General features: G+C 69.9%; 17 protein-coding genes. 7 read left to right on the forward strand and 10 right to left on the reverse strand.

From position 1 onward, the window contains the following. Position 1: 1 nt before the first annotated feature. Entirely contained in the window at positions 2-2,452 is a 2,451-nt protein-coding gene (gene leuS, locus ABD830_RS20020) for a leucine--tRNA ligase (RefSeq protein WP_425567110.1), read from the reverse strand. A 560-nt stretch (positions 2,453-3,012) separates the two neighbouring features. Here leuS and ABD830_RS20025 point away from each other — a divergent pair. Further along, positions 3,013-4,818: a hypothetical protein gene (locus ABD830_RS20025; protein ID WP_344989272.1), complete on the forward strand. Its 1,806-nt coding sequence runs from the start codon at positions 3,013-3,015 to the stop codon at positions 4,816-4,818. Here the strand turns inward: ABD830_RS20025 and ABD830_RS20030 are convergent. Continuing rightward, on the reverse strand, positions 4,815-6,056 hold the full coding sequence (locus tag ABD830_RS20030) for a cytochrome P450 (protein ID WP_344989275.1): 1,242 nt from the start codon (positions 6,054-6,056) through the stop codon (positions 4,815-4,817). The two genes, ABD830_RS20025 and ABD830_RS20030, sit on opposite strands and share 4 nt — an antisense overlap. Before the next feature lie 230 nt (positions 6,057-6,286). On the opposite strand from ABD830_RS20030, the gene ABD830_RS20035 reads away from it, so the two are divergent. Continuing rightward, positions 6,287-7,414 (forward strand): RNA methyltransferase, encoded by a 1,128-nt coding sequence (locus tag ABD830_RS20035; protein ID WP_344989278.1) that lies wholly within the window; start codon positions 6,287-6,289, stop codon positions 7,412-7,414. A gap of 27 nt (positions 7,415-7,441) precedes the next feature. Here ABD830_RS20035 and ABD830_RS20040 read toward each other — a convergent pair whose 3' ends face one another. Genes ABD830_RS20040 through ABD830_RS20050 form a run of 3 tightly spaced genes read right to left on the reverse strand, consistent with a single transcriptional unit; the run spans position 7,442 to position 11,224 of the window. Beyond that, entirely contained in the window at positions 7,442-8,323 is an 882-nt protein-coding gene (locus ABD830_RS20040) for an alpha/beta fold hydrolase (RefSeq protein ID WP_344989281.1), read from the reverse strand. Between the two features lie 60 nt (positions 8,324-8,383). Next, a complete protein-coding gene (locus tag ABD830_RS20045; protein ID WP_344989284.1) occupies positions 8,384-9,637 on the reverse strand; it encodes a cytochrome P450 in 1,254 nt (417 codons plus the stop codon). A gap of 42 nt (positions 9,638-9,679) precedes the next feature. Then, on the reverse strand, positions 9,680-11,224 hold the full coding sequence (locus ABD830_RS20050; protein ID WP_344989287.1) for a GMC family oxidoreductase: 1,545 nt from the start codon (positions 11,222-11,224) through the stop codon (positions 9,680-9,682). Positions 11,225-11,419: 195 nt separating this feature from the next. Between ABD830_RS20050 and ABD830_RS20055 the strand changes: the two genes are divergently transcribed. From ABD830_RS20055 to ABD830_RS20065, 3 genes are read left to right on the forward strand one after another with little or no spacing between them, the layout of a single operon-like run. Continuing rightward, positions 11,420-12,955: a long-chain-fatty-acid--CoA ligase gene (locus ABD830_RS20055; protein ID WP_344989290.1), complete on the forward strand. Its 1,536-nt coding sequence runs from the start codon at positions 11,420-11,422 to the stop codon at positions 12,953-12,955. A gap of 41 nt (positions 12,956-12,996) precedes the next feature. After that, entirely contained in the window at positions 12,997-13,380 is a 384-nt protein-coding gene (locus tag ABD830_RS20060; protein ID WP_344989293.1) for an HAD family hydrolase, read from the forward strand. 27 nt (positions 13,381-13,407) lie between these two features. Then, positions 13,408-14,352: a phosphotransferase gene (locus tag ABD830_RS20065; RefSeq protein ID WP_344989296.1), complete on the forward strand. Its 945-nt coding sequence runs from the start codon at positions 13,408-13,410 to the stop codon at positions 14,350-14,352. 145 nt (positions 14,353-14,497) lie between these two features. Here the strand turns inward: ABD830_RS20065 and ABD830_RS20070 are convergent, their stop codons facing one another. The 4 genes from ABD830_RS20070 to ABD830_RS20085 form a co-directional block, all read right to left on the reverse strand. Beyond that, positions 14,498-15,757 (reverse strand): class I SAM-dependent methyltransferase, encoded by a 1,260-nt coding sequence (locus tag ABD830_RS20070; RefSeq protein WP_344989298.1) that lies wholly within the window; start codon positions 15,755-15,757, stop codon positions 14,498-14,500. 6 nt (positions 15,758-15,763) lie between these two features. Beyond that, the gene (locus ABD830_RS20075; RefSeq protein WP_344992929.1) at positions 15,764-17,113 is read right to left on the reverse strand and encodes an FAD-binding oxidoreductase; all 1,350 of its coding nucleotides are present in this window, start codon (positions 17,111-17,113) and stop codon (positions 15,764-15,766) included. A 135-nt stretch (positions 17,114-17,248) separates the two neighbouring features. Then, entirely contained in the window at positions 17,249-18,232 is a 984-nt protein-coding gene (locus ABD830_RS20080) for an NAD(P)-dependent oxidoreductase (RefSeq protein ID WP_344989300.1), read from the reverse strand. Continuing rightward, on the reverse strand, positions 18,229-19,767 hold the full coding sequence (locus ABD830_RS20085) for a serine/threonine-protein kinase (RefSeq protein ID WP_344989302.1): 1,539 nt from the start codon (positions 19,765-19,767) through the stop codon (positions 18,229-18,231). The genes ABD830_RS20080 and ABD830_RS20085 overlap by 4 nt, the downstream gene beginning before the upstream one ends. A 119-nt stretch (positions 19,768-19,886) precedes the next feature. Between ABD830_RS20085 and ABD830_RS20090 the strand changes: the two genes are divergently transcribed. Next, complete coding sequence (locus ABD830_RS20090) at positions 19,887-21,008, forward strand: CaiB/BaiF CoA transferase family protein (protein ID WP_344989305.1); 1,122 nt, start codon at positions 19,887-19,889, stop codon at positions 21,006-21,008. On the opposite strand, the gene ABD830_RS20095 is transcribed toward ABD830_RS20090, so the two are convergent. Beyond that, on the reverse strand, positions 20,963-22,195 hold the full coding sequence (locus ABD830_RS20095; protein ID WP_344989307.1) for an FAD-dependent monooxygenase: 1,233 nt from the start codon (positions 22,193-22,195) through the stop codon (positions 20,963-20,965). The genes ABD830_RS20090 and ABD830_RS20095 overlap by 46 nt on opposite strands. Positions 22,196-22,272: 77 nt before the next feature. Here ABD830_RS20095 and ABD830_RS20100 point away from each other — a divergent pair, with 77 nt between their 5' ends. Then, the gene (locus ABD830_RS20100; RefSeq protein ID WP_344989310.1) at positions 22,273-22,791 is read left to right on the forward strand and encodes a TetR/AcrR family transcriptional regulator; all 519 of its coding nucleotides are present in this window, start codon (positions 22,273-22,275) and stop codon (positions 22,789-22,791) included.

Below are 22,791 nucleotides of genomic sequence, written 5' to 3' on the forward strand. Positions count from 1 at the left end.
GTCACGGGACGATGTTGACCAGCTTGGGAGCCCTGACGATCACCTTGCGGGGGCTGTTCGTCAGGTAGGGCGCCACCTTCTCCGAGGCCAGGGCCAGCTCCCGCAGCGCCTCCTCGCTGATGTCGGGCGAGACCTCCAGGCGGTCGCGCACCTTGCCCGCCACCTGCACGACGCAGGTGACCGACTCCTGCACCAGCAGCTCCGGCTCGGCGGAAGGCCAGCCGGCGAAGGCGACGGGGCCGGTGCGGCCCAGCCGCTCCCAGCCCTCCTCGGCGGCGTAGGGGGTCACCAGCGACAGCATGATCGCCAGCGTCTCCGCGGCCTCGCGCACGGCCGGGTCCCCGGCGCCGGGACCGGAGTCGATGGCCTTGCGGGCGGCGGAGGTCAGCTCCATCATGCGCGCCACCGCGACGTTGAAGCGGTAGGACTCGACCAGCTTGGTGACCTCGTCGATCGTGCGGTGCGTGACCTTGCGCAGCTCCACGTCGCCGGTCTCGAACGGCACACCGGGCGCGGAGGACACCTCCGACATGACGCGCAGCGCGCGGGCCAGGAACTTCTGCGACGCGGCCGGCGAGACGTCGGCCCAGTCGATGTCGTCCTCGGGCGGCCCGGCGAAGATCATGGTCAGGCGCACGGCGTCGACGCCGAAGTCGTCGATCTGCTGGCCCAGGTCCACGCCGTTGCCCAGGGACTTGGACATGGCCTTGCCGCCGTTGATCACCTGGCCCTGGTTCAGCATGCGCCTGAACGGCTCGTTGAAGTCGACCATGCCCATGTCGTGCAGGACCTTGGTGAAGAACCGCGAGTACAGCAGGTGCAGCACCGCGTGCTCGATGCCGCCGACGTACTGGTCGATCGGGCCCCACTTGCGCACCTGCTCGACGTCGAACGGGCCGTCGGTGTAGCCGGGCGAGCAGTAACGCAGGTAGTACCACGACGAGTCGACGAACGTGTCCATCGTGTCGGTGTCGCGCTTGGCCGCACCGCCGCACTTGGGGCACTCGACGTTGACCCACTCGGTGGCGCTGGCCAGCGGGGAGACGCCCTTGGGCGCCAGCGCCTCGCCGCGCATGTCGGGCAGCGTGACCGGCAGCTGGTCGTCGGGGACGGGCACCTCGCCGCAGTCGCCGCAGTGGATGATCGGGATCGGCGTGCCCCAGAACCGCTGGCGGGACAGCAGCCAGTCGCGCAACCGGAAGTTGACCGCGCCCGTGCCCCTGCCGTCGCGCTCCAGGATCTCGATGATCTTGGAGATGGCCTCGGCCTTGGTCAGGCCGTCCAGCGGCCCGGAGTTGACCAGCGTGCCCTCGCCAGGCGTGGCCTCGCCGGTCTCGCCCGGGTCGGCCAGGCCGGTGTGCACGACCACCTTCACCGGCAGCTCGAACTTCAGCGCGAAGTCCAGGTCGCGCTGGTCGTGGGCGGGCACGGCCATGATGGCGCCGTGGCCGTAGTCGGACAGCACGTAGTCGGCCGCCCAGACCGGGATGCGCTCGCCGTTGACCGGGTTGATCGCGTAGCGGCCCAGGAAGACGCCGGTCTTCTCCTTGTCGGTGGACAGCCGCTCGATGTCGCTCAGCTTGGCGACCTCGGCGCGATAGGCCTCGAACGCGGGACGCTGCTCGTCGGTGACGATCTCGTCGGCCAGCTTGGCGTCCACTGCGACCACGAAGAACGTGGCGCCGAACAGCGTGTCGGGCCGCGTGGTGTAGACGTGGACCGGCTCGTCACGGCCCTCGATCTGGAACAGCACGTCGGCGCCCTCGGAGCGGCCGATCCAGTTGCGCTGCATGGTCAGCAGCCGCTCGGACCAGCCCTCGTTCAGCTGGTCCATGTCGTCCAGCAGGCGCTGCGCGTAGTCAGTGATCTTGAAGTACCACTGCGTCAGCTCGCGTCGGATGACGTCGGCGCCGCAGCGCTCACACTTGCCCGCCACGACCTGCTCGTTGGCCAGCACGGTCTGGTCGTTGGGGCACCAGTTGACCAGGCCGCCCTTGCGGTAGGCCAGGCCGCGCTCGAAGAACCGGTTGAACAGCCACTGGTTCCACCGGTAATAGTCGGGGTCGCTGGTGTGCAGGCGGCGCGACCAGTCGAAGGAGATGCCGTAGCGCTTGAACGAGGTGACCTGCGTCTCGATGTTGGCGTAGGTCCACTCGGCCGGGTGGGCGTTCCGCTTGATCGCGGCGTTCTCCGCGGGCAGGCCGAAGGAGTCCCAGCCGATCGGGTGCAGGACGTTGTAGCCCTTCTGGAACCAGTAACGCGCGACGACGTCGCCGATGGCGAACACCTCGCCATGACCCATGTGCAGGTCGCCCGACGGATAGGGGAACATGTCGAGCATGTAGCGACGCTCGCGCGGGTCCGCCGGGTCCTCGTTCGCCCGGTAGGGTTCCTGCTCCTCCCATCGCTGCTGCCACTTGGCCTGCAGCGCCTGCGGATCGTACTCACTCACGGCTACTGTCCTTCTGGCTTGATTCGGACCCATAAGAAAACCCCCCGTGGACACAACGAGGGGTAGCCGCGACGGCGGGAATCTTCAGGGCCGTCGCGGCCCGCTAAGAAGCAGGGTCGCGGAACGCACGTGTCAAGCGTAGCGCACGTCTTCGGCTGAATGCAGATACTCGTGGGGGGTCTGCAGGCACAATGGGTCCTTCAGGTCCAGCGAGACCTGAAGGTGATGTATCCGTTGTGACCCATTCGTCCCAGAAGAATACCCTTGTCACCATGGTGTACCCAGCTGAGCCTGATCGACCGGAGGTAGGCCTGCCCATGCAGGACCCGCCCACGGATCCTCATGGCTTCGCTGGTTTGGCTGCGGGATCACCTGCATCTCCTGGAAAATCCCATGAGATCATGCCTGGTACGTCAAATCTGGATATAACGGGTTATCCGGACAGAACCTCGGGAGGGGCGGCAGCAATGGCAGCGGAGAATTCCGGACCCCACCTGCCACCGTCCTGGCCAGAGGCGCCCCGTCGCGACGCATCCGGCTCCCCGGCCTCGGAGGTCCCCATGTCATGGCCCGAGGCCCCGCGCCCCGCCCACCAGGACCCGTCGTGGCCGGAGCCGCCACGCAACGACGACTCCTGGCCCGAGCCGCCGCGCCACTCCCGCCCCGAGCCCGCCCGCCACGAGGCGTCGGGCCCCTCGTCGTGGCCCGATCTTCCCCCGGCCGCCTCCTCCTGGCCGGACCCGTCCCCGCAGAGCGCCTCCGCCCCGTCCTCGTGGGACGCGCGGAGCGCGTCCGGCCCGTCCTCATGGGACGCGCCGCCGCCGGGCAGCACCGAGCCGTCCTTGTGGCCGGACATGCCGCAGCAGGGCGGCACCGGGCCGTCCTCCTCTCCGCTGGACGCTCCGCAGAAGGGCAACGGGCCGCAGCAGGGCAACAGGCCGTCGTCCTGGCAGGACGCGTCGCCGCAGGACAGCCTCGGGACGCCGGCCTGGCCCGAGGCGCCGCGCCGGAACGCGGGCCCGCCGGACGTGCCGACGTCGTGGCCGGAGTCGTCCCAGCAGGACGTCCCCACCTCCTGGCCCCAGGCGTCGGGCCCCTCCTCCTGGCCGGACGCGTCGCCACAGGCCCCCATGGAGCCCGCCGGCCGAGCCGGTGACCACCCTCCGGTCCCGGATCCGGTCCCGGCGTGGGCACAGCCGCCGGCTTCGTCCTCCGACTCCTGGTCGAACCTCTCCTCCCCCGCCCCCTGGCCGCCCGCCGAGCGGAACGCCGCCGACGCGCCGGAGGAGCGCACGGCGATGTACCAGATCGACGACCTGCCTCAGGGAGCGCACGCGCCGCCCCAGGCCCACCCCGCCGAGGAGCGGACGGTCACGTACGCCCAGCACTCAGAGAACCTGCTCAACGACCGGGCCGCCCCCATCATGGACTCATCGAACTCCAGCACCACACCCCCCGCCGAGGACCAGAACGGTCCGCGCCCCGGCTCCAACCTGAGCCGCGACCCCTCGGACCCCGACCGCCCGTTCGTGACCGCCGGCCAGATCAGCGGCTCCCGCACCCCGCCTCCCGAACGCCAGCAGGAGCTCTGGAACACCGTCTTCGGCGACGACTACCAGGCCATGGGCGAGCAGGACTCCCTGGACGAGGGCCAGGGCAAGCCCATCTGGATCTACGCACTCGGCGGGTCCGTGGCGATCGCGCTGGTGGCCGCGCTGCTGTGGGCGTTCCTGGCGGGCCCGCTGGCCAGCGACGAGCCGGCGTCCAACGCCGTGGCGGAGGCGCCCACGACCCCGCCGAAGTCCTCCCCCACCAGGTCCTCGACCTCGATCGGCGCGCTGCCGAAGTTCTCGGGCAAGGCGGCACCGGTGATCGGCCGGGTGCCCGACGCGGGGGCCGGCGTCTCGCTGCCCCGCCTGGGCGGCACCTGGCGGCTGGACCAGCGCGCCACGGTCAAGACCACGTACGGCTACGACACCCGCCAGTACGTCCAGGTCGCGCCGGAGAAGTACGCCCAGGTCATGTCGGGTCCGCTGGCGCAGAAGCTGGCCACGTACTACCAGAAGGACAACCTGGAGCCGGTCATCAGGCAGGTGGTGCTGGATGCCCGCAAGCGCTTCTTCCCCACCGGCAACAAGGTCAAGAAGATCGCCCAGCAGCCCATCAAGGTGGGCAACTCGACGGGACGCCTGATCGCGTACTCGCTGACGTCGCCGACCGAGGAGGCGACGATCGTGACCATGGCCGTCAACACCGGCGGCAACGTCCCGGCCATCGTCTACATGTCGATCCCGGCGGACAGCAAGCAGCTCATGCCCGACATCCACACGGTGAAGAACCAGCTGAGGCTCGGCACCCAGGGCTAGAAGACGCACTCCATGTGCTTGATCCCGTTGATGAACATGGAGTGCAGCCGGTCGGGCCTGCCGCCCTCGATGCCCGGGACGCGGCGCAGCAGCTCGCGGAACATCACCGTGATCTCCCGCCTGGCCAGATGCGCGCCGAGGCAGAAGTGCGGGCCCGGGCCGCCGAAGCCGACGTGCGGGTTGGGGTCGCGGGTGATGTCGAAGCGGTACGGGTCGGCGAAGACGGCCTCGTCCCTGTTCGCCGCCCAGTAGAACAGGACCGCCTTCTCGCCCTTGCGGTAGAGGTGCCCGTTCATCTCGTGGTCCCTGGTGAGTTTGCGGCGCATGAAGTTCACCGGAGAGGCGAGCCGGACGATCTCCTCCACGGCCCCGGCCGCGTGCCCGTCGACGTCCTCCAGCCAGAGCGCGCGCTGGTCGGGGTTCTTGGTGAGCAGGCGCAGTCCGTACGAGATGGCGTTCCTGGTGGTCTCGTTGCCCGCCACCACCAGCAGGATGAAGAACGACCCCAGCTCCTGCATCGTCAGCCGCTCGCCGTCGATGTTGGCGTTGACCAGGGAGGACGTCAGGTCGCTCGTGGGGTGGTCGGCGCGGTGGGCGGCGAGGTCCTGGACGAGCTGCTGCAGCTCCATGCCGGCGTTGAGCAGGCGCTCGGCGAGCTGCTCGAGATCGGCGCCGCCGTATTCGGGGTCGAAGCCGCCGAGGATGATGTTCGAACGGTCGAAGACGAACTGGTAGTCCCGCTCGGGGATGCCCATCATGTCGCAGATGATCTTCAGCGGGAGGCGGGCGGCCACCTCGGTCACGAAGTCGCAGCCGGGCCCCTTCTCCAGGAGGTCGTCCACGATGGCGGCCGCGGCGGCGTCCACGTCCGACTCGAACTGCTTGATCATCTTGGGGGTGAACGCGCGTGAGACGATCCTGCGCAGCCTGGCGTGGCGCGGATCGTCCATGTTGATCATCGAGCCGAAGTACTCGGCGAACTCGGCCGGCATGTCGGGCACGTTCGTCGCGCCGCCGTCACCCGAACAGAAGATCTCCGGAGTGCGGCTGGCCTCGAGGATGTCGGCGTGCTTGACCAGCGCGTGGTAGCCGGGGCCCCTGGGCGCGAAGTCGATCTCCATCTCCTGGAAGAAGACCGGGGCCTCCAGGGAACGCAGGCGCTCGAACGCCGCCTCGCGCTCTCTCATGGGCCTGGCCCAGAAGTCGCGGTCCGACAGGTCGAAGTCGAGAACGCCCATGAGGCCATCATTCGAAAAGCAGCCACTTACGTCAATGGGGAGGACGTACACCGTACGTGCGAGCCAGGAAAACCTGTGGCCCCCGCCGGGCGGCAGACCCTAGGGTGACGCGCGTGACGTTCTTCTACCGACGCTAGCGATCCGCCGGCGGGTCGCGGAGCACCCCACCGCCGGCGATGCGGGACGGCTGAGCAAGCGCCGTCCCGGGTCGCGACGTGGGAGAAGGACAGTTGCATACGTTTGCTGTGGCCAGGGCCGTGCATGGCATCGAGCCCCTGGTGGCCACGGAGATTCGACGTTCCCGGCTGGGCGTGGTGCGTGGGGTGCGCCATCGCGAGGTCTGGTTCGAGGCCTCGCCGGGGGCCGACCTGATGAGCCTGCGGACGGCGGACGATCTGCTGCTCGCCGCCGCCGTGGTGGACGGGATCGGTCACGACCGCTCCGCGCTGCGCCGGCTGGCGCGCGCGGTCCGCGCCATGGATGTGGACGGGTTCGCGCATCCGGGGAGTGCGGTGGAGGTGTCGGCCTCGTTCGTCGGGCGCCGTAACTACACCCGCTTCGAGATCGAGGACGCGGTGGGGGCCGAGCTGGCGCGGCCGCTGCGGCTGCCGTACCACTCCAGGAAGGACGGAGCACGGCCGCCTCGGGACGCCATGTCGTGGCGGGTCACCATCGAGGGCGACCAGGCGCTCATCGCGCTGAGGCCGGCGGCGCGGCCGCTGCACCGGCGGGCGTACAAGACGGCCTCGATCCGGGGCACGCTGCACCCGCCGGTGGCCGCGGCCATGGCGGCGCTGGCCCGTCTCGGGGATGCCGGGACGGTGCTCGACCCGTGTTGCGGGGCGGGCACCACGCTGATCGAGGCCCACGCGCTGGCGCCCGGCGCGCGCCTGCTGGGCTTCGACCACGACCCCGCCGCCCTGCACGCGGCGGCCTCCAACGCCCGGACCGCCGGAAGCGCACCGCCCCCCGCCGGATGCTTCCACGGAGAGCGCGCCGCGCACCCGTCGGACAACGGCAAGGGGCGCGGGCTCTTCGCGAATCCGCGCAGCGCGGAAGGCCGGGCGTCGTTCGGGTGGGCCGCGGCGGATGCCGGGCGGATTCCCATGGCCGGAGGGGGCGCGGACCGGGTGCTGGTGAACCCGCCCTGGGGGCGGCAGGTGCCGCCGCGTGGGCTGCTGGCCCGGGACCTCGGCCCGCTGTGGCGGGAGGTCCGGCGGGTGCTCGCCGACGACGGGGTGGCCGTGGCGCTGGTGCACGACGAGATCCCGCCGGGGTTCGCGGTGGAGGAGGCGGTGCGGGTCAGCCTGTCGGGGCGGCACCCCGTCATCGCGGTCCTCAGGAAAGCGCGGAGGTGACCGGCGACGGCACCGGGCGCCGCCGCCTCAGGAGGTGAACCCCAGCGGCCGGACCTGGGTCATCTCGGCTGCGGACGGGGCGCCGAGCCAGTCCAGGATGAGGCGGTTGACCTCGGCCGGGCGCTCCAGATGGAGGAAGTGCCCGGCACCCGGCACCTGGAACGCCTGTGAGCCGGCGGGCAGGTGGCTCAGCGCGTTTTTGGCCAGCTCGGGACTCAGGCACCCGTCCTGAGCGCCGTGCAGGTAGAGGACCGGGCCGGTGATGCCGCCCTCCAGCGCCGGGTAGCGGCCGGAGGGCGGCGTGGTGCCGAGCATGGCCCGGTAGTAGCCGAGTGCCGCGCTCAGGTTGGCGGGCTCGCCGATGCTGCGCCGTACGAACTCCAGGTCCTCGCTCGGGTCGTACCCCGGCGACCACTCGCGCCAGAGGTTCTCGAGGAAGCCGGGGGTCGCGACGGCCGCCTCGCCCAGGTACGTCTGGAAGAGGAAGACGTAGAAGGACCGCTTGAGCTGGTCGTACTCCAGGAAACCGGCGCCGAGCGCGCCGGGCGGCGGCACGGCCAGCGTGACCGCGCGGCGGAAGCGGCCGGCCAGGTGGTACACGGGGAAGGCGCCCCAGTCGTGCCCGATGACGACCGCGTCCTGGTCGCCGCCGAGCTCCTCGTGCAGCGCGCGGACGTCGGCGACCAGCGCGGCGTCCTCGTACGCGCCGTCGGCCGGCACCTCGGTGGGCGCGTAACCGCGCGTGAACGGCGCGACCGCGCGGTAGCCGCGCTCGGCCAGCGCGGGCATGAGGTGCCGCCAGGTGTGTGCCGTGTCGGGGAAGCCGTGCAGGCACAGCGCCAGCGGCCCCTCACCAACCGTCAGATACGCGAACTCCACACCGTTGGCGTGGATAGTCCTGATCTCCATGAATGCGAAACCTAGCATTCGGCCCGCCTCAGGAGTACCAGTGAGGAGATCTGGCGCCGGTCAGAAGGTGTAGCGCATGTGCTTGATGCCGTTGATGAAGTTGGACAGCAGGTAGTCGGGCTCCCCCACGGACTTGATGTGCGGCAGCCGGGTGTACAGCTCCCGGAACATCACGGTCATCTCCCTGCGCGCCAGGTGCGCCCCCAGGCAGTAGTGCGGCCCGGGGCCGCCGAACCCGACGTGCGGGTTGGGGTCGCGGGTGATGTCGAACGCGTCCGGGTCCGAGAAGACCGCCTCGTCGCGGTTGGCGGAGTTGTAGAAGAGCAGAACCTTGTCGCCCTTCTTGTACCGAGTGCCGTTCATCTCGTGGTCCTGCGTCAGCGTGCGGCGGAACTGGATCACCGGCGTGGCGTAGCGGATGATCTCGTCGCACGCGGAGACGATGTGGCCCTCGAAGTTGTTCATCAGGATCGCGCGCTGGTCAGTGTGGTCGGTGAAGAGCTTGAGCCCGTGCGCGATCGCGTTGCGGGTGGTCTCGCTGCCCGCCACCACGAGCAGGATGAAGAACGAGCCCAGCTGCTGCGGGGTGAGCCGTTCCTCGCCGTTGACCAGCAGGCTCACCAGGTCGCCCGTGGGCCGCTTGCGCCGCTCGTCGCCCAGGCGGGCGGCCAGCCGGTTGAGCGAGTAGCCGGCGCGCATCAGCTTGGCCAGGCCCTTGGCGACGTTGCGGCGGGTGAGGTCGGGGGCGACGCCGGTGTACTCGGGGTCGGTGTTGCCCAGAATGATGTTGGTGTTCTGCAGGACCATGTCATGAGATTCGGGCGGAATCCCCATCATGTCGCAGATCACCCGCACGGGAAGCCGGGCGGCCACCTGAGCGACGAAGTCGCCCGGACCGTCCTCGATCGCCTTGTCCACGATCTCGGCGGCGGCCCTGGCCAGGTCCTCTTCCATCTTCGACAGGATGCGCGGCGTGAACGCCCTGGACACGATCCTGCGTAACTGGGCGTGCCGGGGGTCGTCCATGTTGATCATGGAGCCGAAGTACTGGCTCAGCCAGCGCGGCATGTCGGGAATGCTGTTGGAGCACGGCTCGCTGCTGAACACGGCCGCGTTCCTGCTGGCTTCGATCACGTCGGCGTGGCGTACGAGCGCGTAGAAGCCCGGGCCGCCGCCGACGAACGGCACGACCTGCTCCCGCATGAAGACCGGGTGGTCCATCTGCCTCAGCCTGCGAAAGGCCTCTGCACGCTCGGCCTGTGGCAGACCCCAGAACGGGATCTGCGACAGGTCCAGGTCCGCGGTCAGCGTCATACCACCCAAGCCTTCTGCAAGTAACCACTTACGTCAAGGGACTTAAGGCGCCTTCCTTATCAAATCAGCGCCTTTCTCGCCGATCATAATGGCCGGTGCGTGAGTATGTCCGCGATTCAACGTCGGCATGATCGAGACGTCCACCACTCTGAGCCCTTCGACGCCGCGCACCCGGAGCGAGGGGTCGACCACGGACGCGTCGTCGGTCCCCATGCGGCAGGTGCCGACCGGGTGGTAGAGCGTCTCGCCGCGCTCGCGGACCCACCGCGCCAGCTCCTCGTCGCTCTCCGGCGCCCAGTACGGCGCCATCGGCCCGCCCGCGTACGGCTCCATCGCCGCCGTGGCGAAGACCTGCTTGGCCATCTTCAGCCCGGCGACCAGGCGCTTGGCGTCGGCCTCCGCGGTCAGGTAAGCGGGGTCGATGACGGCGTCCCTGCCGTTGAGCCCGACTCTGCCGCGGCTCTCCGGCTGCAGCAGCACGACGCCGACGGTGAGCCCGTGGCCGGTCGGCGGGGTGAGCCCGTGGTCGACGAACGGCACGGGAGCGAAGATCAGCTCGACGTCGGGCGCGGGCTCCTCGTGCGAGGTCCTGATGAACGCGACGGCCTCCCCCACGTTTGTGGTGAGCATGCCGGAGCGCAGGACGATGTACCGCAGCAGGTTGCTGATCGACTCGGCCTTGGTCAGCGTCACCGGCTGCTTGCACTCGACGAACACGCCGCTCGAGAGGTGGTCCTGCAGGTTCTTGCCGACCTCGGGCAGCTCGTGCACGATCGCGACCCCGGCGTCGCGCAGCTCGCCGGGCGCGCCCACGCCCGAACGCATCAGCAGGTACGGCGAGCCGATCGCGCCGGCGGCCAGGATGACCTCCCTCCTGGCCCTGACCTGGGCGCCCCCGCTGTGCTCGATGCCGGTCGCGCGCCTGCCGTCGAACACCACCCGGTCCACGGTCGCCCCGGTGATCACCTGGAGGTTGGGCCGCGACGCGGCCGGGCGCAGGTAGGCGTCGGCCGAGCTCCACCTGCGGCCGCGGTACTGGGTGACGGGCGTGGGAGAGCAGCCCTCGTTGGAGCGGCCGTTCAGCTCGCCGAGGCGGGTCAGGCCGAGCTCCTCGCAGGCCCTGAGGAAGGCGGCGGTGGTGACGTTGGGGCTGCGCAGCTCGGAGATGTAGAGGGGCCCCGAGGTGCCGTAGACGTCGCCCTCGTTGCTGCCGACGCGGTGCTCGGCCCTGGTGAAGTACGGCAGGACGTCGTCGTACGACCAGCCGGGAACGCCCCACTGGTCGTAGTCGCGCTGGCAGCCGCGCACCCACATCTGGGCGTTGAGCGAGGACGAGCCGCCGATCACGCGGCCTCTCGGCCAGTAGAGCTTCCTGCCGGACATCTCGCCCTGTTTGGCCGTCGTGTAGTTCCAGTCGTAGTCGGTCTTGAAGAGCTTGGCGAAGCCCGCGGGCATGCGGATCTCCAGCTTGTCGTCCTTCCCGCCCGCCTCGACCAGCGCGACCGACACGCCGGGGTCCTCCGAGAGCCGGTTGGCCAGCACGCACCCCGCGGACCCCGCTCCTACGATCACGTAGTCGTACTCCATGGCTCCTCCAAGTAACTTGGTACTTGCTTACTCCAGGCGGGCGGACGCGTCCATATGCAGTTGTGACCTCGCTTTACCTATGGTGGTCCGCGTTCAGCGGAACACCACAGGGGCGGTGCCAACTTGCCCCTACCGGTCGGTATGGGAGGGCTGCAAGGATGGCGCTCGAAGCCCGGCTTAGAGGAGGAAGGCGTCATGCTGAACCTGTCCATCGTCCTCGAGGACAGCGCCAGGAACACCCCCGACGGTACGGCTGTCGTCTTCGGCGACATGCGGCTCCCGTACTCCATGATCGACGCCGTCGCCAACCAGGTCGCGAACCTGCTGGTCTCCCGGGGTGTCGGCAAGGGGGACAAGGTGGCGCTGGCGTGCCCGAACCTGCCGTACTTCCCGTTCGTCTACTTCGGCATCCTGAAGGCCGGGGCCACGGTGGTGCCGCTCAACGTGCTGCTGCAGTCGCGGGAGATCGCCTACCACCTTGAGGACAGCGACGCCAAGGCGCTGTTCTGCTTCGAGGGCACGCCCGAGCTGCCGCTGGGTGAGCGCGGCAAGGCGGGTTTCGAGGCGGCGCCGGGCTGCGAGCACTTCTTCGTGCTGCCCGCCACCCCGCTCGCGACCGAGTCCCCGTACGGCGAGTCGATCTGGGCGGCGCTGGGCGGCATGGCGAGCGAGTTCGAGACCGTGCAGACGGCCCCCGACGACACCGCGGTGATCCTCTACACCTCGGGCACCACGGGACAGCCCAAGGGCGCCGAGCTCAGCCACCAGAACATGCTGCTGAACGCCATGGTCAACGACAAGATGTTCCCCCGCACCGACGGCGGCGACACGTATCTCGCGGTGCTGCCGCTGTTCCACTCCTTCGGCCAGACCGTGGTCATGAACACCGGCTTCCTGCGCGGTGCGACCGTCGTGCTGATGCCGCGCTTCGAGCCGGGCGAGGCGCTCGCGCTCATGGCCAAGGAGAGCGTCACCTTCTTCGCCGGCGTGCCGACGATGTACTGGGGCCTCCTCACCACGATCCACGCGGAGGGAGCGGAGGTGCCCCGCACCCTCCGCGTCGCCGTCGCGGGCGGCGCGTCCTCGCCCGCGGAGGTGCTCAAGGACTTCGAGCGCACCTTCGGCATCGGCATCCTGGAGGGGTACGGCCTGTCGGAGACGTCGCCGGTGGCCAGCTTCAACCAGATCCACCGCCCCACCAAGCCCGGCACGATCGGCTTCCCCATCTGGGGCGTGGAGATGAAGCTGATCGACGGCGACTGGAAGACCGTCGAGGGCGAGGGCCCCGGCGAGATCGCCGTCCGCGGCCACAACATCATGAAGGGCTACTACGGCCGCCCCGAGGCCACGGCCGAGGTGATGAAGGACGGCTGGTTCCGCACGGGCGACATCGCGACCCGTGACGCGGACGGCTACTACTCGATCATCGACCGGGCCAAGGACATGATCATCCGCGGCGGCTTCAACGTCTATCCGCGCGAGCTCGAAGAGGTCCTGCTGACCCATGAGGCCGTGTCGCTGGCCGCCGTGGTGGGGGTGCCGAACGAGTCGCACGGCGAGGAGATCAAGGCGTACGTCATCCGCACACCCGGCTCGACGATCAGCGAGGACGAGCTGATCGCGTGGGCCAAGGAGAACATGGCGGCCTACAAGTACCCCCGGATCGTCGAGTTCCGCGATTCGCTGCCCATGACCGCCACGGGCAAGATCCTCAAGCGCGAACTCCGTTGACCGGCTTGCCCGCGGGCCCGAGCCCCACGACGCGGCCTCTTGTGCTCTTCGACCTGGACAACACGCTGATCGACCGGCTGGGCGCGTTCAGGCTGTGGGCCGCCGAGTTCGCCGCGCAGCGGGGGCTGGGCGAAGAGGCGGTGCCGTGGATGGTGGACCGGGTGGACGGGTGGGCGATCTCGGGGGCGGAGGGCGTACGGAAGCCCGATGTGCGGCTCTTCGAGATCGCCGCCCGCAGGTGCGGCGCGTCTCTGCACTCCGGCGGCTGGGTCGTCGGGGACGACCCCGGGAAGGACATCGCGGGCGGACGGGACGCGGGGCTGCGGACCATCTGGATCGACCGGGGCGTCACCGGCGGAGTCGTGGCGGATCACACGGTGAGCGACGCGCGCTCCGCCATCGAGCTGCTCATCCAGCTGAACTGACCCCTCCGGCCTCGATAGCGTGGCCGCATGCGAGATCGCCCGGATTCGTGCGACGAGGAGCTGCTGCGGCCCGCGCTCGGCGCGTGGGGCATCGAGGCGGGCGCGCTGGACTACGCGCCGGTGGGGTTCGGCGACTTCCACTGGATCGCCGACGGGCGGTGGTTCATCACGGTCGCGGACGTACGCCGCCGCAGCTTCGACGGGCTCCGGCTGGCCATGGACACGGCGGCGGCGCTGCGCGAGGAGGCCGGGCTCGACTTCGTGCTGGCGCCGCTGCGCGCGGCCGACGGCACGACGCTCCTGCGGCTCGACCGCCACCGGTGGGCGATGAGCGTCTTCCCCTTCCTGGACGGGACCTCCGGCGAGTTCGGGCAGGAGCGGACGGCCGAGGACCGGGCCGCGGTCATCGACCTGCTCGCCGCCCTCCACGCCACCCCGCCGCCCCTCTCCACGCCCACGCGTCCGCTCGAACTCTCGGGCCGGGCGGGGCTGGACCAGGCGCTCCAGGACCCGGGTCCGCCCTGGCTGGGCGGCCCGTACGCGGAGCCCGCCAGGGAGCTGATCGCCGAGCACGCCGGGACGCTGCGCCGCAGGTTCTCGGAGTTCGACCGGATGGCGGCGGACACCGGCGAGCCCGTCGTGACACACGGCGAGCCGCACCCGGGCAATCTGCTGCGCTCCGGCGAGCGCCGGCTGCTGGTCGACTGGGACACGGTCGGGCTGGCCCCGCCCGAGCGCGACCTGTGGCTGGTGGCCAGGGACGCCGACGACCTCGCCCGGTACGCCGACGCCACCGGCCACACGCCGAGCCGCGCGATTCTGGAGCTTTACCGGCTGCGCTGGGCCCTGGATGACGTGTCCGAGCTCGTGGCGTGGTTCCGCTCGCCGCACGGGCGCACGCGGGACGCCGAGGTGAGCTGGACCGCTCTCACGGGCACCCTCGAAGCCCTGGCCGACGGCGTCGTCATGTGACCACCGGTCAGTCCTCCGCCGCGGCAAGCACGCCAAGGAGAAGCAGCCGGCGCGTTGAACCCCTGCTGGCGAGGGCACTCTTACGTCGAGTGAGAGCACCCCGACGCCGGCTGCGTGAGCGTCGGGGCCTCATCTGAAACTGCGATCACGGCCAGTCGATGGCCGGGCGGAGCGGGACGCCGGAGTGGCCGTTCTTGTCGAGCTTCACGCCCAGGACCTGGTGGAGCTGGACCTTGTTGCGCTCGAAGCCCACGATGCAGCCCGCCATGTACAGGGCCCAGACGCGGGCCGTGCCCATGCCGACCTCCTCGACCGCGTCGTCCCAGTTGGCGTCGAGGTTGTCGCACCAGTGGCGCAGCGTCTTGGCGTAGTGCTCCCTGAGGTTCTCCTCGTGGCGGACCTCGAAGCCCAGGTCCTCCATCTGCCTGACCAGCCAGCCGACCGACTCCAGCTCACCGTCGGGGAAGACGTACCGGTTGATGAAGCCGCCCTTGTTGAACGTCTTCTCCTTGCCGGTCGGCCGGGTGATGCAGTGGTTGAGGAGCCGCCCGCCCGGCTTGAGCTTGCTGTACAGGAAGGAGAAGTAGGAGGGGAGGTTCGCCTTGCCGATGTGCTCGGTCAGGCCGATCGAGCTGACCGCGTCGAAGCCCGTCTCCTTGACGTCGCGGTAGTCCATGAAACGGACCTCCGCCAGCTCCTGCAGACCCGCCTCGGCGATCGCCTTCTGCGCGTACTCGGCCTGCTGCCTGCTCAGCGTCACCCCGAGGGCCTTGACGCCGTAGTGCTTGGCGGCGTGCATGACCATGCCGCCCCAGCCGCAGCCGACGTCGAGCAGGCGCATGCCGGGCTTGAGTGCGAGCTTCCGTGCCACCAGGTCGAACTTGGCGAACTGGGCCTCCTCCAGCGTCGCCTCCTCCGAGGGGAACACGGCGCACGTGTACGCCATCGAGGGCCCCAGGACCCACTCGTAGAAGCGGTTGGAGACGTCGTAGTGGTGGTGGATGGCCTCCGCGTCACGCTGCTTGGCGTGGCGGGAGCCCAGCCTGGCCAGGGCGCTCTGGCGCATCTCCTGCGGGGGCGGCGGCACGCGCATGAGGAGCGGCTTGACGCCCAGGGCGCGGACGGCCGCGAGCTTCTCCTGGGTGGTCAGGTCGTTGGTGGTGATGTTCCACATGCGGTCGAGCAACGTGTACAGGTCACCGTGCACGTCGAGGTGGCCGGAGATGTACGCCCTGGCGAGGCCCAGCTCGCCCGGCGCCTGCGCCAGATAGGCGACCGCGATGGGTGATTTGACCTCGATGCCGAGGTCGGCCCCATCCGGCCCCGCCTTGCTGCCGTCGTACGCCTGGAACGCGACGTTCGCACCCGTGCCGACGATCTTCTCAAAGATGGATGCAAGAGCCAAGATTGCTCACCTTCCCCGTACACACTTTTCGTACAGGTCCAGCAGGCGACCGTTCGGGTCGTATTCCCGCTTGACCGGCCAATAGGCGTCGCCGTTGTACAGCTCCCAGAACTGCTCGCGAGCGTAGAACGAGGTCGAATAGAGCGACTTGTGGCCGTCGAGCTCGTGCACCTCTCGCTCTATCAGCTGGTTGTAGTAGCCGTCGAACTGCCCCCGCGGCAGTGGCACCATGCCCCAGAACCCGAAGTTGACGTAGAGCCTGCCCGGCTCCAGAGGGTAGAGCGGCCAGCGGGAGCCGGACCGCAGTGGGCACATCCACACCGGTGTCATGCCCACCTTGTCGTGGAAGAACTCCAGGAACTCCGCCCCTCGCTCCACCGGCGTCTCGACGTCCTGGATGACGGACTCCTGCACGGGCTGGTCGCGCCACCTGTCGATGCGGGCGGTCAGGCCGTACTTCCTGTCGAGCGCCACCAGGCGGCGGTAGACGTCGGAGCGCATCCAGCGGCGCGGCATGAGCGAGCGGACGACGGGCTGCTGCACGCCGAACGCGCGCGAGCACCAGAACCAGTCGGTGTCCCAGCGCCACAGGTAGTCGCGGATGGTCAGCCAGTCGCGGTTGCGCTGCCTGATCGACTGGTAGTAGATGCGCATCCCGGTGTAGTCGGAGACGTAGGGGGCGCGCTCGGCGAAGCGGCCGAGCGTGATGTACATCTCCTGCGGGCTGAAGAAGACGCCGTCGACGAAGTCGACGCTCTCGCCGTCGTGCACCATGCTGTCGCAGATCTCCTGCATGGCCAGCATGCACTTGGCCGCGTCGGTGAACTTGACGTGCGTGAGGTGCACGTACGGCTGGACCTTGCGCAGCTTGATCCTGATGCGCAGGGCGTAGCCGAGCGTGCCGTAGGAGTTGGGGAACGACCGGAAGAGGTCACGGTGCTCGTTGTCCTCGCGCGCCACGATGACGCGGCCGTCGCCGGTGAGGATCTCCAGCTCCTCCACCGACTCGTGCGGCAGGCCGTCCCTGAAGCTGGTCGACTCGATGCCGAGGCCGGTGACGGCGCCGCCGAGCGTGATCGTCTTGAGCTGCGGCACCACGTACGGCATGAGCCCGTACGGCAGCGTGGCGTCCACCAGGTGCTCGTATGTCGTCATGCCCTGGACCTCGGCCGTCATGGTCTCGGGGTCGACGCTGATGACCTCGTCGAGATCCCTGGCCGACAGCTTGGCCGTCCTGCCGGGGTCGCGGAACCTGAAGAGATTGGACGTGGACTTGGCCAGGCGCGGGGCGGCACCGCCCGGAATCTCGGCGTACGACTGCCGGATCTGCTCTACTGCCCGTTGGTGTGTCGACATCTTCGTCGTCACTGCGTAAGCACCCCCCTTGAGCTGGTAGAGATCGTCGCGTAAGACGGTATCTCTCACGAGCTACCTCGAACAGACCGGGGTCGTTAAAGACACGAAAACTGTTCATAGTGCCAGGTGAAATGCCTATGTGGTAGGCGATTGCGTAAACTTCCTGGAGATCATCGGGGATGCCGCGTTGAGCACGTTTTGCACCTCGCGGCCCTCTATGGCGGCGCCGAGATTGTCCAGGGTGGCCGTGAGCAGGCGGCCGGTGGATTCCGGCGTGACGCCCGCGACGTGCGGCGACAGCAGGACGTTCGGCAGGTCACGCAGCGGGTCGTCCGCGGGCAGGGGCTCCACGTCGAAGACGTCGAGCGCGGCGCCGCCCAGATGGCCTTCGCGCAGGGCCGTGACCAGCGCCTGCTGGTCGACGACGCCGCCCCGCGCGGCGTTCACGAGCAGCGCGCCCTGCTTCATGCGGCGGGGATCCACCAGACCTCGGGTCTCGTCCGAGAGCGCGATCACCACGACCACGACGTCACTGGAGGAGATGAGCGTCGTCAGGTCCTCGAAGGCCGGGTCCTCGCGGGGCGTGCGGGTCCAGTAGGAGACGTGGCAGCCGAGCGCGCGGAACATCTCCGCGCTGGTGGCGCCGATCGCGCCGTAGCCGACGATGCCGACCCGGCGTCCGCGCAGCTCGTGGGGCTGCAGGCCTTGCTGCGGCCACTCGCCCGCGCGTACGGCGGCGTCGGCGGCGGCCAGCTTCCGCGACAGGGACAGGGTTGCGGCCAGGCACCACTCCGAGACCGCCACCGCGCTGACGCCCGGCGTGTTGGCCAGCGGCACCCCGGCCTGCGCCAGGGCGTCCAGGTCGTGGCCGTCCACGCCCACGGACGGCTGCTGCACGAACGCCAGCAGCGGCGCCGCCTTGACCGCCTCGGCGTCCAGCGCGAGTGTGCCCGTCCAGTCGCCGAGCACGATCTCCGCCTCGGGCAGCGCCGCCAGCAGGGCGTCCCTGTCGCGGGCCGCGGGCACACGTACGGTCACCTGGTCGCCGAGCGGGGCGAGCAGATGACGCAGGAGCTCCTCGGGGAGCGGGGGCAGGGCGAGCAGGTTCCAGGGGGTCATGCCCCCACAGTAAAGCTGTTGATCACCTGACGCATGAGCCCCTTGTTACGCATCCACTGGGCCTCGGTGGCCGTCCAGGACAGGATGTACGCGGCGTCGCCGATCGCCACGACCCTGCGCACCTCGTGGTACCGGGTGCCCGGCGTGACCCAGCGGGCGTCGCCCCCGGTGCCCGCGGTCCAGGAGAACTCCCACTCCGCGGCCTTGGTGCCCTGGTGCACGACCATCCTGCGGCCGCGGTTGACGATGTCCTGGGCGTTCTGCTTGACCGTCTCCTCAGAGTCGCGCAGCACCTGGTTCGGGTCGGTGCGGGAGTAGACGGCCTCGACACCGAAGTGGGCGGTCCTGTCCCTGCGGGTCCATTCGGTGTACGCCTCGCTGAGCGCGCCCCGCCAGCCGGTCGGCCGCATGATCGACCAGCCGTCGCGCGACTTCCACATCCGGATGACCGGGACGGCCCGCGTCACGGTCGGCGTCGGGGTGGGCGTGGCGCTCGGCTCGGGTGTCTGCGCGGCCGTCGGCGTGAGCGGGCTGGTCGCGGCGGCGGGCTGGGCGGTGGCGCGCGGCGCGCCCTCCGCCGGGGAGGCGAGCTTGAAGTACGCCACCGTGCCGCCCGCGAGCACCACCACCGCGGCCGCGGCCGCGGCGAGCAGGGTCCGTCCCCGGCCTCCGCCCGGCTTCCTCTCCGGCACGTCCCGGTCGTCGTACGCGGGCCTGGTCGCGAGGATGGCGGCGAGCAGCCGGTCGGCCTCCTCGGCGTTCACCCGCTGCTCCGGCTCCTTCTGCAGCAGGCCTTTGAGAACCGGGTGCATGGCCGGCGGGATCCTGCGGTAGTCGGGCTCCTCGCTGAGCAGCGCGTTCAGCGTCGACATGGGGTCGCCCCGCTCGAACGGCGAGCGCCCCACCATGCACGCGTACAGCGTGGCGCCCAGCGACCACAGGTCGGAGGGCGGCCCCGCGTTCTCGGCGCGGACCCGCTCGGGGGCGAGGAAGCTCGGCGAGCCGGTGACCATGCCGGTCTTGGTGAGCGAGGGGTCGCCCTCCACCTGGGCGATGCCGAAGTCCATGAGCACGGCCCGGCCGTCGTCGGCCAGCAGGATGTTGGCCGGCTTGACGTCCCGGTGCAGGATGCCCGCCTCGTGGGCCGTCCTCAGCGCGGACAGCACCTGCCGGCCCAGGTCGGCCGCCTCCCGCACCGGGAGCGCGCCCGAGGTGAGGACCACCTCCTCGACCGTGGGGTGGCGCAGCAGCTCCATCACGATCCACGGCCGGCCGCCCTCCTCGACGACGTCGTAGATCGCGACGACGGAGGGGTGGTTCAGCTTGGCCGCGGTACGGGCCTCGCGGGCGGTCCTCAAGAGCTGGCGCTCCTGCTCGCCCGGTGACAACCCGTCGGGCAGCAGCACCTCTTTGATGGCGACCTGCCGGTTGAGCAGGGTGTCCTGCCCTTCCCAAACCACGCCCATGCCGCCACGGCCCAGTTCACGCACTAACTGGTAGCGGGCTGCGATGAGCCGGTTGCTATCCGAAACCATGTCCTACCCCTGTAGACCACCCGAACATAGTGGGCAAGTTTCCCATACCTCCCACGCCTTCGCCGGAAGGTCGCCAAGGCCGCTTGCAACAGATCACCGAAGGTTGTTCTACTGGGGGGATGCCTGATGTTCGTAGCGGCCCCCTGGCCGGAGTGCGCGTGCTGGAGCTGGCCGGACTCGCCCCAGGGCCTTTCGCCGGGATGATGCTGGCCGACCACGGTGCCGAGGTGCTGCGGGTGGACCGGGTCACGGCGGTCTCCGACCGGCCGCGCGGCGACGTCATGGACCGCGGCAAGCACACGATCGGGCTGGACCTGAAGGCACCCGAGGGCGTGGCGGCGTTCAAGGAGCTGGCACGCCACGCCGACGTGGTGATCGAGGTGTTCCGGCCGGGCGTGGCCGAGCGGCTCGGCATCGGCCCCGAGGATCTGCACGCCGTGAACGAGCGGCTCGTCTACGGCCGGATGACCGGCTGGGGGCAGGACGGGCCGCTGGCGCCCACGGCCGGGCACGACATCGACTACATCGCCGTCTCCGGCGTCCTGTCGATGCTGGGCCGCGAGGGCGGCAAGCCGACCCCGCCGATCAACATCTTGGGCGACTTCGCGGGCGGCGGCCTCATGCTCGCGTACGGGGTGCTGCTCGCCCTGTTCGAGCGCGAACGCACCGGCAAGGGGCGGGTGATCGACGCCGCCATGGTGGACGGCGCGGCGATCCTGTTCTCGATGTTCTACCAGGCCGCGCAGAGCGGTCATTGGGGGCCGCGCGGGACGAACCTCCTCGACACGGGTGCACCGCAGTACGACACGTACGAGACGGCCGACGGCCTGTTCGTGGCCGTGGGGTCGCTGGAGCCGCAGTTCTGGGAGGCGATGGTCACCCTGATGGGCCTGACCGACCTGCCCGACCGGAAGGACAGGGCGCAGTGGCCGGCGCTGAGGGCCCGCCTGGCGGAGGAGTTCGGGAAGCGGACGCGGGCGGAGTGGGAGGCGCTGTTCGAGGGCTCGGACGCGTGCGTCTTCCCCGTCCTGTCCATGGGCGAGGCCGCCTCCTACGCGCACAACACCGCCCGGGGCTCCTTCGTCGAGGTCGGCGGCGTCACCCAGCCGGTGCCCGCGCCCCGCCTGCTCGGCGTCCCGGTGCAGGACCTCTCCCCCGCCACCCGGCTCACCGACCTCTCCCGATGGGGGCTGTCTCAGGAGGAGGCGGAGAAGCTGCGCGGCCAGGGGGTGCTGTCGTAGTCCTTCAGCGCGATCGAGTCGTGCAGGCGCACGCCCTTGCTGCTGATCTTGGAGGCCGCCGTGGTGAGCGCCATCGGGAGATGGTTGATCAGCCGTACGAGCCCGGCGAGCGCCCACAGGTCGAACCGGGTGCCCGGGACGATGCGCTTGGCCGCGTTGACGGCGAACGTGCGGCTGCGGCGTACGTAGTCGCCGATCTCCGCCTCGTAGGCGGGGAAGGCCCGCGTGTGGTCGCCGCCGTACGCGGCCAGCTCGCCCGCCAGGACGTACGCCCCCACGACCGCCAGGCTCGTGCTCCCGCCGACGGCCGGGCCGGGACAGTAGCCGGCGTCGCCCACGAGCGTCACCCGGCCGCGTGACCAGCTGTCCAGGTGGAGCTGCGTGATCGAGTCGAAGTAGAACGCGGGCGTGCGGTCCAGCTCCTCCAGGAGCCGCGGCACCTGCCGGCCCAGCCCTTGGAAGCGCTCGCGCAGCAACTCCTTCTGCCGCGGGACGTCCCGGTAGTGGTAGTCGAGCTGCTCCGGCGTCCTGAACAGGAACACCGCCCGCGCGTCGTCCATGTGCCTGGTCCTGCCGACCCCGGCCATCCTGCCGATCCCCGCGACGCTCTCGATGCGGCCCTCGAGCCCGAGGTGCTGGGGCACGGAGACGACGGCCAGGTAGGCGCCGATCCAGGTGGTGAACCGCGACTCGGGGCCGAAGACCAGGCGGCGCACATTCGAGTGCAGGCCGTCGGCGCCGATGACCAGGTCGAACACGTCCGTCCTGCCGCTGTCGAACGCGACCTCGCCGTCCTCGGAGATGGAGGCGATGGAGTCGCCGAAGACGTAGTCGACGTCGTGGCGGGTGGCGTCGTAGAAGATCTCGCTCAGGTCGTCGCGCATGATCTCGACGTGCCGGTCGGAGACGGCCGACATCACGCGGCGCAGCTCCAGCTCCACGGGCCGCGACTCCCCCTCCCTGTGCATCGTGAGCCACTCGATGCCGGTCTTCTTCGCCACGACCTGCTCCAGGACGCCCATCTTCTCCACGATCGACATCGCGGGCCTGAACAGGTCCACGGCGTGGCCGCCCGTCTTGCGCAGCGCCGGGGCCCGCTCCACGACGGTGACGGCGAAGCCGTACCTGGTGAGCCAGTACGCGAGGGCCGGGCCGGCGACGCTCGCGCCGGAGATGAGGATGCGCATGACGCCTCCTTACTTAACGGATGGTAAGTACGAGGCTAGCAGCTTACTTAACGGTAGGTAAGAGGTATTCTTGATCCATGCCCAGTGACACGAAGGCCCGCATCCAGGAGGTGGCCCGTGAGCTCTTCGTCTCGCAGGGCGTTCAGAACACCAGCCTGCGTCAGATCTCAGACCGGCTGGGCATCACCAAGCCGGCGCTCTACTACCACTTCGCCTCGCGCGACGACCTCGTACGCAGCATCGTCGAGCCGATGGTGGAGGACATCGAACGGTTCGTGTCCGCGCGGCAGCCGGGCGATCCGCGGCAGCTGCTCGGCGACTACTTCGAGTTGATCTGGCGGCACCGCGAAGTGATCACCATGATGGTGCGGGATCTGTCCGTGCTGGGCGTGCTCGACCTGGGCACGCGCATGTTCGACTGGCGGCGCCAGGTGATCGCGCTGCTGCTGGGCCCCGGCCTCACGCAGGCGCAGCACATCCGGGCGACGGTGGCGCTGGGCGGCATGTCCGACTGCTCGGTGGAGTACGCGAGCCTCCCGATGGAAGAGGTCAAGCCGGCGGCCGTCGAAGCGGCGGCCGCCGCGCTCGGCCTCTGA

The organism is Nonomuraea helvata (assembly GCF_039535785.1).
In the GTDB taxonomy this organism is placed as follows: Bacteria; Actinomycetota; Actinomycetes; order Streptosporangiales; family Streptosporangiaceae; genus Nonomuraea; species Nonomuraea helvata.

Coding starts and splice junctions, on each gene's coding strand:
- ABD830_RS20040 (WP_344989281.1), bottom strand. CDS start 8,323: ATGGAGATCAGGACTATCCACGCCAACGGTGTGGAGTTCGCGTATCTG.
- ABD830_RS20055 (WP_344989290.1), top strand. CDS start 11,420: ATGCTGAACCTGTCCATCGTCCTCGAGGACAGCGCCAGGAACACCCCC.
- ABD830_RS20095 (WP_344989307.1), bottom strand. CDS start 22,195: ATGCGCATCCTCATCTCCGGCGCGAGCGTCGCCGGCCCGGCCCTCGCG.
- ABD830_RS20050 (WP_344989287.1), bottom strand. CDS start 11,224: ATGGAGTACGACTACGTGATCGTAGGAGCGGGGTCCGCGGGGTGCGTG.
- ABD830_RS20090 (WP_344989305.1), top strand. CDS start 19,887: ATGCCTGATGTTCGTAGCGGCCCCCTGGCCGGAGTGCGCGTGCTGGAG.
- ABD830_RS20025 (WP_344989272.1), top strand. CDS start 3,013: ATGTCATGGCCCGAGGCCCCGCGCCCCGCCCACCAGGACCCGTCGTGG.
- ABD830_RS20080 (WP_344989300.1), bottom strand. CDS start 18,232: ATGACCCCCTGGAACCTGCTCGCCCTGCCCCCGCTCCCCGAGGAGCTC.
- ABD830_RS20075 (WP_344992929.1), bottom strand. CDS start 17,113: ATGTCGACACACCAACGGGCAGTAGAGCAGATCCGGCAGTCGTACGCC.
- ABD830_RS20100 (WP_344989310.1), top strand. CDS start 22,273: ATGCCCAGTGACACGAAGGCCCGCATCCAGGAGGTGGCCCGTGAGCTC.
- ABD830_RS20045 (WP_344989284.1), bottom strand. CDS start 9,637: ATGACGCTGACCGCGGACCTGGACCTGTCGCAGATCCCGTTCTGGGGT.
- ABD830_RS20030 (WP_344989275.1), bottom strand. CDS start 6,056: ATGGGCGTTCTCGACTTCGACCTGTCGGACCGCGACTTCTGGGCCAGG.
- ABD830_RS20085 (WP_344989302.1), bottom strand. CDS start 19,767: ATGGTTTCGGATAGCAACCGGCTCATCGCAGCCCGCTACCAGTTAGTG.
- ABD830_RS20065 (WP_344989296.1), top strand. CDS start 13,408: ATGCGAGATCGCCCGGATTCGTGCGACGAGGAGCTGCTGCGGCCCGCG.